The 15,247-nt window shown below is 43.9% G+C and carries 10 protein-coding genes; 2 read left to right on the forward strand and 8 right to left on the reverse strand.

Annotation, left to right across the window (positions count from 1 at the left end; genetic code table 11):
* Window positions 1–6 precede the first annotated feature (6 nt).
* From CXF82_RS16905 to CXF82_RS16915, 3 genes are read right to left on the reverse strand one after another with little or no spacing between them, the layout of a single operon-like run.
* Entirely contained in the window at window positions 7–3,081 is a 3,075-nt protein-coding gene (locus CXF82_RS16905; RefSeq protein ID WP_101092821.1) for an efflux RND transporter permease subunit, read from the reverse strand.
* Complete coding sequence (locus tag CXF82_RS16910) at window positions 3,081–4,127, reverse strand: efflux RND transporter periplasmic adaptor subunit (protein WP_102044620.1); 1,047 nt, start codon at window positions 4,125–4,127, stop codon at window positions 3,081–3,083. The genes CXF82_RS16905 and CXF82_RS16910 overlap by 1 nt, the downstream gene beginning before the upstream one ends.
* The gene (locus CXF82_RS16915) at window positions 4,127–5,488 is read right to left on the reverse strand and encodes a TolC family protein (RefSeq protein WP_101092817.1); all 1,362 of its coding nucleotides are present in this window, start codon (window positions 5,486–5,488) and stop codon (window positions 4,127–4,129) included. The genes CXF82_RS16910 and CXF82_RS16915 overlap by 1 nt, the downstream gene beginning before the upstream one ends.
* A 407-nt stretch (window positions 5,489–5,895) precedes the next feature.
* On the opposite strand from CXF82_RS16915, the gene CXF82_RS16920 reads away from it, so the two are divergent.
* Window positions 5,896–6,372 carry a hypothetical protein gene (locus tag CXF82_RS16920; RefSeq protein WP_101092815.1) on the forward strand — a complete coding sequence of 159 codons (477 nt, stop codon included), beginning with the start codon at window positions 5,896–5,898 and terminating at the stop codon, window positions 6,370–6,372.
* 84 nt (window positions 6,373–6,456) lie between these two features.
* On the opposite strand, the gene CXF82_RS16925 is transcribed toward CXF82_RS16920, so the two are convergent.
* The 5 genes from CXF82_RS16925 to CXF82_RS16945 all read right to left on the reverse strand — a co-directional run bounded on the left by CXF82_RS16925 (window position 6,457) and on the right by CXF82_RS16945 (window position 13,471).
* Complete coding sequence (locus tag CXF82_RS16925; protein WP_102039370.1) at window positions 6,457–7,140, reverse strand: TorD/DmsD family molecular chaperone; 684 nt, start codon at window positions 7,138–7,140, stop codon at window positions 6,457–6,459.
* A gap of 104 nt (window positions 7,141–7,244) precedes the next feature.
* Window positions 7,245–7,922, reverse strand: coding sequence for a DMSO/selenate family reductase complex B subunit (locus CXF82_RS16930; RefSeq protein WP_101092811.1), 678 nt, complete (start codon window positions 7,920–7,922; stop codon window positions 7,245–7,247).
* A 14-nt stretch (window positions 7,923–7,936) separates the two neighbouring features.
* Window positions 7,937–10,465 carry a DMSO/selenate family reductase complex A subunit gene (locus CXF82_RS16935; protein ID WP_102044621.1) on the reverse strand — a complete coding sequence of 843 codons (2,529 nt, stop codon included), beginning with the start codon at window positions 10,463–10,465 and terminating at the stop codon, window positions 7,937–7,939.
* 40 nt (window positions 10,466–10,505) lie between these two features.
* The gene (locus CXF82_RS16940) at window positions 10,506–12,515 is read right to left on the reverse strand and encodes an MtrB/PioB family decaheme-associated outer membrane protein (RefSeq protein WP_102044622.1); all 2,010 of its coding nucleotides are present in this window, start codon (window positions 12,513–12,515) and stop codon (window positions 10,506–10,508) included.
* Between the two features lie 17 nt (window positions 12,516–12,532).
* Window positions 12,533–13,471, reverse strand: a complete 939-nt coding sequence (locus CXF82_RS16945; protein WP_101092805.1) for a DmsE family decaheme c-type cytochrome — start codon at window positions 13,469–13,471, stop codon at window positions 12,533–12,535.
* 943 nt (window positions 13,472–14,414) lie between these two features.
* Between CXF82_RS16945 and CXF82_RS16950 the strand changes: the two genes are divergently transcribed.
* Window positions 14,415–14,621 (forward strand): cold-shock protein, encoded by a 207-nt coding sequence (locus CXF82_RS16950; protein WP_101092803.1) that lies wholly within the window; start codon window positions 14,415–14,417, stop codon window positions 14,619–14,621.
* Window positions 14,622–15,247: the final 626 nt, after the last annotated feature.

The raw sequence follows: 15,247 nt of genomic DNA on the forward strand, positions 1-15,247 counted from the left end.
ACCTTCTTATATTTTCTTCGGTGATTTAGATAACTTATAAGACTTAGATGACAATGCTCGATAGGTTATCGGCATAATAATTATCGCTAACGGGATCTGCACTAATAAGCCTGAAATAATAGCAATCGCTAAAGGTTGCTGCATTGCAGAGCCTTGTCCTATCGCTAAGGCGAGTGGCATAAGGGCCAAAATAGTTGCCAGAGTCGTCATTGAAATAGGTCTAAGTCTATTACTACCCGCTTGAATAATAGCTTGATCAGAGCCGACACCATTCGCTATTAATTCTTTATATTCAGAGAAGTAGAATATAGAGATCTCCGTAACAATACCCGCAATCATCGTCATGCCCATCATTGCAGTAATGTTTAGCTCAGTATTGGTTACCCATAGGCCAATAAATACAGCCGAGATGGACAACAACGGAGTAAGAATAATGGCAACCGCCGCAGAAAATGTTTCATACATATAAAGAAGCAGTATAAATATTAAGGCTATAGCGGCAACAAAAACGGCGATTAAGCCTTTAAATGCAATTTGCTGTTGCTGATATAACCCCCCTAACTCAAAATAAACATCTTTTGGCAGTAACGGGGAATTATTGAGTAACAGCTTAATTTCTGCAACCGTTGACCCCATATCTCTGCCATCAATACGACCCGTTACTGCCACCATATTCTTTAGATTATCGCGTACGATCTGAGGCTGTCCAGACTCTATCACTACATTAGCAATTTGCTTGAGCTGCAATCGATGGCCGTCAGGGGCGGTTAACCAAAACTGCTCCAAGCTGAGAATATTAGTTCTATCTCCTTCTGGCACCCAAACTCTCACATCGACAAGTTTAATGCCTTGCTGGATGGTGGTTACGACTTGTCCATTAAACCAAGAATCCAATTGGCTGGTAACCTCTGCCGGTGTTAACCCCTGTAATATGGCCTTATCTCGATTAACAATCACATTGACGGCATTACCCGCAAGTACAATACCATCTTTAACATCGACCACTCCTGAGATATTGCTGATGGCATCTGCAACTTTAGGTGCTAAAGCCATTAATTCTTCAGGTTTATTACCATACAATTTAATTTCAATCGGTTGAGGAACCGCGGTTAAATCACCAATAACGTCTTCCATTAACAGCGCCATCTCGATCTCTAGCCCCGGCACTTGATCATCAATCTGATGACGGATCTCACTCATAATCTGATCGATAGGCGGTCTTGGGAAAGGCGTTAACCTGACAAAGAAATCACCTTCATTTGCTTCAACTAAACCGCCACTGAGTGCTAATCCTGTTCGTCTAGAGTATGTTTCTACCGCTGGATTTTTTTGCAAGATATCTTCAACTTGCAATAACAAACGATTAGATTCCGTTAATGAGGTTCCCGGTGCAGAGACATAGTCGAGTACAAAGCCACCTTCATCCATTGCAGGCATAAATCCAGTGCCTACATTTTGATAACTCAGAAAGCCGCAGAAAAGCAAAGGAACTAAACCGAGGCTAATTAACCAAGGTCGCTTTATCAAACGGGACATTAGTTGACGATATGCTTGCTGGATCCGAGCAAAAATAGGCCCTATATCTTCTTTATCAACATCTTTATCCGTAAGAAAATACTCTGCTAGTAGTGGCACTATTAACCAAGTGAATAAAAATGATATCAGTAGACTACTTGCCATTGTCAGTGACAGTGCTTTAAAGAAAGAGCCGGTAACACCGCTAAGAAAAGCTAAAGGAATAAAAATAACAATGGTCGCCGAAGATGAGCCCACCAATGGTTTGGTAAACTCAACGGCTGCTTTTTGAATGTTTTCTAGTTTGTTGGTGCCTGGTTTAGCATCTCTGAGTCGTCGAATAATATGCTCAATCATCACGATAGCATCATCGACAATTAATCCTACAGCCGCCGCCATACCTCCTAATGTCATGATGTTAAAGCTCATACCAAACAACCATAGCAATAGCACCGTACTGGCCAGAACGGCAGGCACGATAATCATAGCAATAAGGGTTATTTTGATGCTTCGAAGAAATATCAGCAGTACCAGTCCAGCCAACAGTACGCCAATGATAATAGCATCGCGAACACTGGTGGCTGATTCCGTGACCAACTGACTTTGATCATACCAATTGGCAATTTTTAAACTGCTTGCATTAGTCGCCGAAAAATCTGCCAACTTTTGATTAATATCTTTCGTTATCTGAACAGAATTACCCTGAGGTTGTTGGTAAACCTGCACTAATACGGCTTCATGACCATCCGCATTCACTTTAATCCACTGTGGTGCAGTCGCTAAACTGACTTTAGCTACATCCTTTAGATAAATATTTCCCGTAGTTTGACTCTTAACAACAATATTATTGATCGCTTGCTCGCCCTTTAAGCGGGAGTCCGACATCAGTAAATACAGCTTATAGTGGTCTTCTAAACGTCCTATCGCTTGTAAAGTATTATTAGTGGATACAGCTTGAGCAATATCATTAAAGTTAAGTTGGTAAGCGGCTAATTTATCGGGATTAACATCGATATGGTATTCCGATTCCTGGCCACCTAAGACGCCGATTTTAGCAATACCGGAAACGGAGCTCAGCAGAGGAACTAACTGTAAGTCAGCGATATCTTTAAGCTGTACTAAAGACAGTGAGTCAGACGTTAAACTGTAGGCCGCGATAGGAAAAACAGTCGGGTCCATACGCCTAACACTAAATTTAACCCCTGCAGGCAGCGTGGCAAGACTTTGGTTAAGGGCTGCATCTACCTGTAAAAGAGCAGATACCATATCCTGCCCCCATTCGAAATTAACCGAAACCTCAGCACTGCCTCGACTCGAGGTAGAGCGTAAATTCACCACGCCTGGCACGGCTCTAATCGCTTGCTCTATAGGACGCGTGACCGCAATAGACATTTTGTCAGCGGGCTGATCGCCGGCATCAATCGCCACCACAATCCGCGGGAATACCACATGAGGAAATAATGACACGGGTGATATAAACGAAGTTGCAAGACCGGCTAATGTTAGAAATGACACAAAAAATAAAATCGAACGCTTATGTGAAGCTGCCCATGATGCTGCCGTCATTACAGAGCCCCTCTTAATGCCATACCATCGGTTAATACGTAATTTCCGGTACTAACAACGTTATCCCCGACGGTTAAATCCCCAATAACTTCGGTTAGTTTTTCCTGCTCAACTCCAACCTCCACCCCTATTTTAACCGCAATATTATTGACGTTTTTGAACACATAAGCTTTACCATTTGTCGTTAACACCGCACTTCTAGGCACAACTAAGCCAACATGGGTCTCAGCTCTAATGCTTGCTTTAACGTTCTCTCCCAATACAAATAAATGAGATTGTTCTTCTGGTATGTGACTAAATATATCTACTAGGTGAGTGTTTACGTTTAGCATCGAGTTAATATTACTTATCTCACTATCGGATTCACTCTTACTATCAAAAACGGCTGTGATGCTCACAGGTAACTTAACCGTCAGTTGATTAACCTGTTTAGGTTCAATACCCAGTTGGGCAATTAATCGATTATTCGCAGCGATGAGTACTGCATTGGTATTTATTGAGACTCTTTGTCCTTGAGAAACACTGAGCTGTGTTATCACCCCATCGACTGGTGCTCTTAGTATTTCTGATGATTTATCAACGTTTTTTTGTTTCAAAGCGTTCAGTGACGCCTTGGCATCGTTAAGGTTACTGTAGGCCGAATCAAGGTTTCCCTGAGTGACCAGTTGAGACTTTAATAATCTTTGGCTACGGGCTAATTGCTTTTTAGCCAATTCAACTGCACTTTGAGCCTGAATATATTGCATTCTCGCTTCCGGTGCCGTAATCAACTCAATCAGTTTCTGTCCTTTTTGAACCCGCTGCCCACTGCGGACCCAAACTTGATTGACTTGTCCCGCATGAGATAAAGACATGTTTATCAGATAAGCGGGATCAGGAATAAGCAAACCATAAGCGGTGATCACCTCACTGATACTCTGCTCAGCAACCGGAGTGGTGATCACGGCTGCCGAAGTTTGCGCATAACTTGACGTAGCACAGAGCAGAAGTGCGGCTGCCATCGCTAATCGACAGGTAAAAGATGACCAAGGAGAAAGTAACGTCATTATATTGATTCCATTGATTTTTGAGGTGTTGAATAAGTCACTTCTGCCGGTATCGCCAGTAATGCATTAAGTGAGATGCTGGTATTCCAGATGCTTTGTTTTAATCTCAGTTGTTCAAGCTGTTTATTGAGTAAACTGGTTTCTATTGTGAGCATGGTCAAAGAGCTGATTTCGCCATTTTTTAACGCTTTTTGTGCTTGAGTAACCATGTCTTGTAATGGGGGAATGTGCTGATCCAGATACTGCTGTTCTTCTGCCAGTAAGCTTTGCAATGCTAATAATTGTTCGACTTGATTACGTGATTGAGTCATGCGCTCATTAAACTCCATTCTTAACTGCTCTCGAGTCGCTTCTTCTATCGCGATATTGCCTTTGTTAGCATTAAATAACGGCAAGCTCAGCCCAACGCCGATACCATTAGTGACTAAACCACCGGTATCTTTTGCGTGAGTGATCCCCGCTGTCAGTGCTGGGAATTGCTTTAAAATAGCTTGGTGATAACGACTTTCTTGTGCTTGATATCCTGCAGATAAGGCGAGAAGATCGGGGCGATTACCAGCTAAGTTTGTGAGCAGTGAATCTGCAACATTTTTAGGCACGACTTTCAAGCTAGGTAAATCACTAATGTTAAGCGTGGTACTCGAGTCGATACCCATTTCTAGACAGAAATCATGGTGAGTTTGACTGTGTTTCTGCGCGAGTTGGCTCAACTGTACATTGATGTCGAGTAACGCCGTTAGATCCGGCCCATAGGTTTCTAAAGTAAGATTACCCGCTGCTAATTCATGCTGAGACTGATTAAATCGTACTTGATACAAGTCGTGTATTTTATTTAATAGGGCAAGTTGTTGCAGCTCCAATTTATATTGGATGGTTAAGGTTTGAACGCGTTGCACAACTTGCCACTCTGCCCACAGTAGATTGAGTTTATTTTGTGTCATGAAGTACTTTTCTGCATCTAATGCACTTGTGCGAGTAAATAACCAGGTAGTATCAAAATTGAGACCTGCAGACCACGCATTGACAGCGGTACTGCTATTGGGCTTATCTAAACTCATTGATAATTGTGGATCAGGTAATAGTCCAGCGGAAAAAACCTGTGCTTGCGATACCTTTAACTGCGCTCGCTTTATTTCAAGAATTGGATTCGCGTATATCGCAAGGGTGGCTATTTCGGTAAGGTTCAAACCATCATCGATTGAAACTGCACCAGCTGGAGCCAATGAAACAAGTTCATTAATATTTAAGGGTTGCTTAGGGGATAAATTAAGCGGCTTTGCTTGATAAGTTGCACAGCCAGATATTGTAAAAATTAGAGTACAGAAGAACAGTGTTCTAAAAGGGGACAATGGTTGCTTCATTACGAATGCTCGCGTGTCGGATGCCGTTAAAGTGCAGAATAGAGCGGCAATCTTAGGAGAAACTTAGCAAGCTAAATAATTTATTAGAAATTGATGATGCCACCCTCGAAGCGTGGCAGTTATTGAGTGCGTTAGAATGAGCACTTCGGCGTAAAAAGCAGTGTAATGTGATACTGAAATACGATGTTATCGCGCCGCTTTCACGCTGCTTTTGCAGTGCCGAGCACATTGAGTAGCGCTCTTTATTGATACAATAACCGACTAACATTAAACACGACGCTGATTAAACTGCACTCCCATTAAATAGCACTTAATGATGGGCAGTGTTGCCCTTACATCAACCTGTAACCCTCGCGAGTGCAGGCAGATATAAGCTCAGAGATGTGTAAAAGTAGCAAAGGAAATAAATGACTCTAATACGTTCTATTGGCCAGCAATGGAGTAAATCAATTCTAGCGCATCGCTTAGGGTTAACATTGCAACATAATGAGGTTGTACAACAACTTTTTGGTGGTGCTACGTCACTCACCACTGTGACCAACACGATTGCGGCATTGACCTTTTCTGAGGGAGCGCCGCTATGGTTACCAGCGCTTGAAAGTGGTGATGACACGCCACTGACAGATTCGGTCACACTCAACTGTTTATTCGCTGCTTGTCGTTTGTTGTTTATTAAAGAGCTTGAGCAAGGCGAACTAAATCAGTCAGAACACTTGGTACTCGCCATAGGATTCCAATGGAGCCAATCGTTAATCAACAAAGATACTGATGCGACATTAACCGCTGACAGCAAACAGCTGTGCAACTTACTGCAAACCATTCATCGCCAGTTAGAGCAAGTGCGTACAGATAAACGTGTATCTAACCGCAACATGGGCAGTTAAGTTGTGATCTGCCCCCTCCGGTTTTAATCCATAAAAAAGCCCGCAACTTATTCAGCTGCGGGCTTTATTTTTGTCTTGATCAATTTAACGATAAAGGCGTGTCTCTTTTGGCAGCAGTTGAAAATCTTGCTGCATCTGCAGTAAGAAGTCATTCCCGAGCAGTGCAATACCACGATAAAAATCAGTATTTGCATCCGCCAAAGCCAACTCAAAACAACGATAAGCCCAAGGTAGAAAATGCTGTTGTAGCAAGACTTGGGTAAAGCGTATTAAGGCTTGGTTATCGGCTTCAAGCTCAAGACGACCAAAGGTTTGATCCAGTACGGCAAAGAACAACCCAATATGATCAACTGGTTGTGGGTAATCCACCGCAACCTCAACGCCATGTGCGCGATAGAAATCCATAAGCGCCGTGGTCGAACGATCATTGAGTAACTGCGCTTCACTGAGATATACCGAACCTTGCGGTACGGCTTTAGGCTCACCAGGACCAAAAAATAGCCGTCCATAATCAAGCTTAAGCTCAATCAACTGTTCGCTATGGTCATCACTTGGCCACTGTTGTAAAAACGTAGTCAGAGCCTCGCGACCTTGGCTATTTTGCTTATTGTTAGCAAATACTGGCCAGCTACCTGCTACATCACAATCCTTTAGCCCCTGCACTAGCTCGGCTTCTGGATAACGAATAAGGCAGTGGTGCAAAATGCGCGCTAGGCCTTGGTACTCGATAAAATCAACCGTGTTGATAGACGCTGTATTTGAAGACATGGTTCACCTTTAAAACTAAACGCCCATATTGGCCGTCGCTTTGATTTCACTCGACTTTAATCATAACGATTAGCGCCAAAGTTCGGCGCCAATCGCTGGCCATTTTACACTTCTGACGTGTTTAAAATTCTGCCTTCACCGCTACCTGCCGGACTACCGTTGACGTTAGCCTTGATGATCAGGTTGGGAGAAGTGATTGATGGTGATGGCAGTGGTGCAATATGACCATCGCCTTCGCCATATTTGGCACGTAAGTTATCCATAGTATCGAAGTCGAGTGCACGCAGTGGGCAAGACTCAACACACACAGGCTTACGACCATCAGCGATACGCTCATAACAACCATCACACTTAGTCATGACTTTGCGTTCGCGGTCAATTTGCGGCGCATCATACGGACAGGCACGAGCACAGCTTTCACAACCGATACAGATGTCTTGTGCCACGTGGACGAGACCGTCTTCACGACGCTTGTGCATTGCACCTGTTGGACAGGCTTTAACACACACAGGCTCAGAACAATGGTTACAACCAATAGACATATAGTAAGCAAATACATTTTGCTCAAAACAACCGTTGTTACCTTCAGTCCATTCTCCGCCGCCGTATTCATACACACGACGCCAAGTTACGCCGTCTAGCGCAGGCAAGGTATTGCCTTCTGGATTACTATTGTTACGAATTTCATTGCTTTGACGATCTTTACAAGACACGTGACACGCTTTACAACCACTGCACTTAGTGCTGTCTACATAAAAACCGTATTGAGTTGGTTCAGTCATAATTAACTACTCTCTTAAATCTTTTTGATGGCAACACGGATGGTGTGCTGTGGATTACCTTTAGCAACGGGGCTTGGCTGATAGCGAGTTAGCGAGTTAATCGCGCCGCCTTCATCAATAATGTGCCCTGTGCTACCAACGGTTGTACCTGGGTTGAACCAAGCACCTTGACCCAGTGCAAATACACCCGGCGCTACACGTGGAGTAATACGCACCTTGACTTCGATTGAGCCACGTTCGTTGTACATCTCAATCTTGTCGCCAGAGCTTAAGCCATGCTTAGCACCGTCCATTGGGTTAACCCAAACGGCATCTTCTACCGCTTCACGCAACCAAGGTACGTTATGGTAGCTCGAGTGAGTACGGCCTTTAGTGTGGTAACCCGCTAACTGAATTGGGTAGTCTACTTTGGTCTCTTCATCTTCATAGCCGTCCCACGTCACTGTGTACTTTGGAATCGCCGTGATGGTGTCACCCTTTATACCCGTCGGGTTTTGCGCACTGTTTTCTTGATCCCAGTTCGCTGCACGCCATGCAAGTTCAGCAGAGTAGATCTCAATCTTGCCACTTGGCGTTGATAGTGCTTTGCCACCTTTAATGTAACTTTCAAGTGCAACGTGCTTGTCGTTCATGTGCTTACGGAAGAAACCAATCTCTTGTGCTTCTTTGTAAGTCGCAGGAAACGCAGGGACGACACCGACGTTGGTGCTGCTGTCTCTGGTTTTTTGGTAAAGCTCTTCAAGCCACTGCTCTTCAGTCTTACCTTCAGTGAACGCAGCTTCACAACCCATGTATTTAGCGATTAAAGCAGCCGCTTCGTACATAGACTTACAATCCCACATAGGTTCAATCGCCGACTTCATTGCCGTGATGTAACCCAGTGCGCCAGATGCGTAAGAGTCGTTAACCAAATCGTTTGATTCTAACCAGCTGGTATCTGGGAGGATAATGTCGGCAAACTTAGCGCCTGGGGTCATCCAGCAATCACAGCTAACGATGAGCTCAACACCCGATTCATCTTCTAAGATTTTAGCGGTGTTGTTGATCTCTGCATGCTGGTTTAGCAATGTGCTATCAGAGGCAGAAATGATCACTTTGATGTTAGTACCAAGTGGCGTATCTAATCCCTCGGTACCACGGATACCATGGCTACGAGCCGTCATGGTTTCACCGTTGAGAATCGCTTCAGACCAAGTGAAGAAAGAGATACTTTCTTTTACTGGGTTGCTACCCGTTGGGATCCCTGCACGGTACATACCGCTCATGGATGGCAACTCACCGCTTGATGCACCTAGCGTACCTAGCGTACCGGTTAGCACTGACAACATGTAAAGCGCACGCATGGTTTGCTCACCGTTAGCTTGACGGTTAACACCCGCGCCGACAACGATATAAGGTCTTTCAGATGCCATTAGATCATCAGCAATCTGTATAATTTGCGCCGTCGGAATACCAGTGATTTTTTCAGCCCATTCAGGGGTTTTCTTAGGTTCATTGGCATACATGCCTTCACTTAAGATGTAATCACGGTAGTTCTCTTCTGGGTTCATGACGTTGGCATATTCTTGCTTAGTCGCATCACCGCTGGCTGCAAAGATATCGATTTGCGTTTGAATAGACGCAGCGTCAAAACCCACGGCAAACTTATTGATGAAATCCAATGAGTTTGTATCAACCCAGCCAGAGCTTATCATTTGGTAAGCAATCGCTTCAGCAAATGCAGCATCGGTACCGGGACGAATAGGCAGCCACTTAGACTCTTTACCTAACATTGAGTCAGTGTAACGAGGGTCAATCATCACGACTTTTAAGCCGTTAGACTTTTGCAGTGCTTTTAAGTAATCGTAACCTTCACCGCTACCAGACTGACGAACTTCACTTGGGTTGTATGCCACGCCCAATAGAAAGTCACTTTCGGCCAATGTTACCGTTGAAGAACCTTCAGTACTGCCAGTACCAAAAGTGTGCTTCGCCGCTTCCATTTGCTGTGCCCAAGAGTAGTTACCGTAAGCATTCAGGCAACCGCCGTTTAGGTTGAATAAACGGTTAAAACACGCGTTTGATGCAAAACCATAATAAGCACCAGAACCGTAGCTACGGAAAATAGCTTTGTTACCATGCTCATTAATAACCGAAGATAACTTAGTACCAATGGTCTTTGCGGCTTCGTCCCAAGTGATTGGCACAAACTTGCCTTCGCCACGCTTACCAACACGTTTCATTGGCGACTTTAGACGGTCAACGGCATAGGTACGTTGGCGTAACGAACGACCACGGGCACAGGCACGCACTTGGTAAATATCATCACCATCGACAATGTCATGATCCGTTTCAACACGGGTAATAACACCGTCACGGCTGAAGACTTTAACGGGGCAGTTTGAACCACAGTTTACCAGGCACGCAGACCAGGTAATTTGCTCATCACCAACAGGGGGTTTAGGCGGAATAACATTGGCATCATCAGAGCTGGAATTACAGCCTGTAACCGTTGCTGCACAGCCCAGCGCAGCACTCATTTTTAAGAAACTTCTACGTTCCATAATCTCGTTTTCCTCAAACTTAAAATGTGACTGACTCGACTTAAATCAGCTTGTAGCTGAAGGTCAACATCAGTTGATGGGCGTTATAATTGTGATTTAGTTCACCAAGGGTGATTAAACTTGAATTGCTATTAGCGCTGACCATTGCACTGTCTGTATCGAAATAGCGCTCAAACTGATAAGCCAGTTTTAGTGCCATTTGAGGTGAAATCAGATATTGCCCATAAAGGTTCACGCTGTGGTTATATGAATAGTAAGCACCGTAAGCACCGTCACTTGATGGGTTCACGCCGGTGTTGCTTTCTGAGTTGGCAAACAGGTAATCCATGCCTAACGTCAGTCTGTCTTCCATAAGGCCTGAATAAGTCCCGCCTAGACCTAAGTTAATAAACTCGTCGCGAATTTCAGAGTGCCAAATAGCGGTTTGATCGCCACTTTGGTCTGAATCAATCCACTGCTGGCCTGCAAAAGCGTAAAGTGATAATGGCTCAGTTAACTGCACTTGAACGTTGGCGTCATAGCCATAGTCTTTAGCCTGAGTTAAGCCAATTTCTGTTGCATCATAGTCATCGTTGGCATAGTGAGTGCTAACATCAAAGCTTAACCACTCAAGCGGCGTGTAGCTTGCTCTAGCATTTAGCTCAGTGCGATTACGATCCGCTAAGTGATACTTACGCATCAGCGACTCGGTTTCCTCTGATGTGAGTTCGTCAGCTTGGTAATCACTGCCACCACGCTCGCCATAACTCAACCCAAAATTAAGGGTTAACTTGTCGATAGCACGAATGCTGAGTTTGCTCCAAAGCTCATTGTCTTGAGTTTCTTCACGCTCACCATAACTGCGATCGACTTGCTTATAGTTGTAACCAGCTTGCAGACGGTAACCACTGGCAATTCGGTAACTAGCGTTGGCCTTAAAGGTCTCGCGCTCAATGTCCATTGGGGTGTTTTGCTTATATGCACCTGACATGGCGTTATATTCATACTGGGCAAAATCAAATACCGAAGAGCGATTATCACGCTTGCTATAGTCATAACTAGCCCCAAGACGTAAGCGATTACTCACTCGCGTACTCGCCGCCAGATTGCTGGTAAAGGTGTCTACTTGGCCATCCCAGTTTTGAACCGGATTACCACTTATCTGCACCAGGTCTTGATCTTGGATCATACGACCCGACACCACGCGGCCACTAAAGACACTTGACGCAAGACGGTACTGACCCGATAACGACACTTGATGTGCTTGGTTATCTGGCGTTGCACTGTATACGTCGTAGTTATTTGGCAGACTTAAGTTGTCAATATTGTTTTCGTAGCGAGAACCGGAGTAGCTCAGTTCTGATAACCAGTTTTCGCCATCAAGCACAACACCCGCACTAAAATTATCGGTCGTTTCATCAACGGGTTCAGCAAAGTTAACTGGGCTTGGGTCCATCAAACTTGCAGAACGGTTACCGGTTTTATCTTCACGGTCATAACGGGCATAACTGTTAAGGCCAAGATCGGTTAGTTTCGAAAAGTCATACTCAAAACCAATGCCGCTTCGCTGGCGTTGCAAATTAAGATCAAGCACACGAGTTTGATCACTCGGGGTGAGCATACCGTTGTTTTGCCAAAGGTTGGTTTGCGCATTGCTGTACTGATTAGTGGTAATCGTTTGGAAATCGACATCAAGCTTATACTGTTCGCTCTTACCAGCTTCGACGTTGATAAAACCATTATCCATACCCAGCTGGTGAGCCTGAACCTTAGCGCGGTAACCACTTTTCTGGTATGCGATATCGGCATTAATGCCCGCTATTGCGCCATCAGAGCCAGTACCGAGCTGATTAATCGCATGTTCATCATCAGCATCAATAACGCCAACACTTGCACCGACGGTGCCTGAATAGCCATCATTAGCAACACAACGTTTACATTGGTAGTTTGCTGTTTTTAAGTGCTCAGTATTGGCTTGCTGAACACCAAAATCTGCAGCCATCGCACCTGTCGCGGTTCCCAACAAGGCAAGAGTAATCAAATTTAAAGAAAATAATTTAGTTGAACGCATAATACTCACTCCAAGTCTTAACGGGCAAAGTTACTGCCAGCAGGATGGTTAGAACCATGGATCTTGCTGTGACAGTTAAGGCAGCTTTTACCTGCGCTAAAGGCATCAACACCCGCTTGTGAAGTCATACGACTTGCATGTCCGTCATCGGCATGACATTGCTGGCATAACTGAGGAACTCGCGCTTTGAGCAAGGCGTCATTAACACTGCCGTGCGCTGTGTGACAGCTAGAGCAATCTTCCATTACTGGCGCATGCTCCCACAAGAATGGACCACGTTTGTCAGCGTGACAGCTAGCACAGGTTTCATTAAGGCTTGGCTTGTTTAACGCACTTTCGGACATAGAACCATGTGGGCTATGACAATCAATACAGGTCATCTGGTCCCATTTCATTGGGTGTGATGAGCGCTTGTTCATATCTGCCTTAGCGCGGGTATGACATGAGGTACACGTATCGTTAACCATGAGTCGGTCAAGCGCTGGGTCTTTAGCAGCGTGAACGCTATGGCAATCAGCACAAGCGACTTCTTCAAGGTTGTGAGTACTGTTATGCCACGCCATCTGCTTAGGATCGTTATGACATCCTTGACACACACTGTTCTGCGTTTCTGCTGATAACTTGCTGTCAGCACCAAAACCAATCATTGGCTCTTTACCGCCACGATTATGTTTGCCTAAAGGACCATGACAAGCTTCGCATTGCATGCCAGCCATTGGAGACTTACTGCTATTCATGTCGCCATGAACGCCGTCAAAAATCGCCATGACCTTAGCGTTCTTCTTATGGCACATCAGGCAAGAATCTGCGCCTTTAGAAGAGTACTTACCCTCAGCAAATTTTTCGGTTAATTTTTGTTCTAATTGGTCGGAATCAAGAGAACTCCAAGGAGTTGCTTGAGCTGGTAAAATAATAATGATTAATGTGAGTAAACTCGTAGCCACTAACTTGGCCATAAAATTCACTGACTTTATGGTATTGATGAAGGACATTAATTTCAGACCTGTTGTATATCGATAGGGGTATTCTAGAGCTTGAACATCTGTTGATTCAACCGCATACAAGCTGGTATCCGAGTTGAGGCTTACGCCATACTTTTGGGTAAATTGTTTGCAAGGTCACAATATAAAGATGCAGTTGAAATACTCGTTCAAAAGCGGTTAAAACAAAATAGTTATAAATTTCAAAATGATATGGTTTAACTGAGAATGGTTGTTATCTTTAGCAGTTATTAATATAACAATGGAATGTAAATAAGTTGAATTTGCGGGGCGTATTTATTAGCGCTAGATCACTAATATATTTCTAACTATTCAGCGCAAAGACAGTAATACCCCTTAAGTTATAGCTTAAAGTGCTAATATTTGAACGGATCACAACAGATGCTCACCGACTATAAGCAGGGACTCATCAACATTGATCAGCGTTAACCATAGAAGCCACTTCATCGTTCAATACAGCATCCAGCTGTTTGCCATACTTTTTCTCACTCCATGGAAAGATAACCATATCGATTGTGCGATAACGTTTAGTTAACCCTTAGTGATATTTTGATACAGGATGCTTATATTTTGCCAATATCCTCTCAGTAACATGGCTAAGTTCACCACTCGTTATTGAGTTAACAATAAAAAAAACACAAATTCTGGTGACTAAAAGCATATATTCTCAATTTTCAGCTAATATGAGGCAAGCAAAGCCTGTATACTCGCCTTTCTAGAAGGTGTGTGAGATAATCCTTAATTAATTGATTATTAGTACACGCTTTGAGCGGTCGAGCTTAATAGCCGCGCAAGGCGCGTATAAAAGTGTTATAAGCTAAACTAGTTTAACGTTCTGATTTTGTAATGGTGATAGCACATCAGAATTATATTTTTCACCGAAGATAAAGAGAATATTATGAGTAAAGGTATAGTCAAGTGGTTTAACGCCGATAAAGGTTTCGGTTTTATTACTCCAGAAGACGGAAGCAAAGATTTGTTTGTTCATCATTCAGAAATTCAAGCTGGCGGTCAATACGCTACATTGAATGATGGCCAAGCGGTTGAGTTCGAAGTTGGCGAAGGACAGAAAGGTCCATGTGCTAATAAAGTTGTTGCCGTTTAATCGATGACACTTGATCGGGTAGCTGGGAGTATCTAACCTCCAGCCGCCACAACACCCTGCAGCCCAGCTGCTGGAGTATGTTGTAGAGGGCAGTTCATTTACTCTTAGTAATGAATTGCCCTAACTTTACCTTCCTTCTTTAAGTCTACAGCCAACTGCAAACTGATCATCCTCAGTAAATACAATCCCACTGATTTAACTGTTTCAACCTGCTTGGTATTACTTGGCACTTGTTGTATCTCCGGCTCCCAAAGTCACAAGCACAATGACCCTTCCCTAATTTAAGCCCAGCAGCCTAGTCAATCCAAATTTAGTCGTCAGTAATGCGCCAATCTGGGGCATAACAACACCAAAACTGACGAGCAAAGACGCCTCCAGACCCAACTTTTACCCAGCGTGAGGCTGTTTAAAACTAACGATGAGAATAAGAAATCTAAACAACCAACATCAATAGCTAGCGGCAGTCGATCTTTAGAGCTTAGTTTTTGTTCGACTCTTTCCCGTAAAGAATAATGATTTTAGGTCAAGGCTTGAGCGATGATTTAGCAACCGAAGTGAAAAGCTCGTAACGCATTCTAGTCATAAAAGACTAAAAGTATTGAAACGAACCCTAAGGGCCGCGCTTC

Origin of the sequence: Shewanella sp. GutDb-MelDb, from assembly GCF_002836075.1 — a bacterium.
Classification (GTDB): domain Bacteria; phylum Pseudomonadota; class Gammaproteobacteria; order Enterobacterales; family Shewanellaceae; genus Shewanella.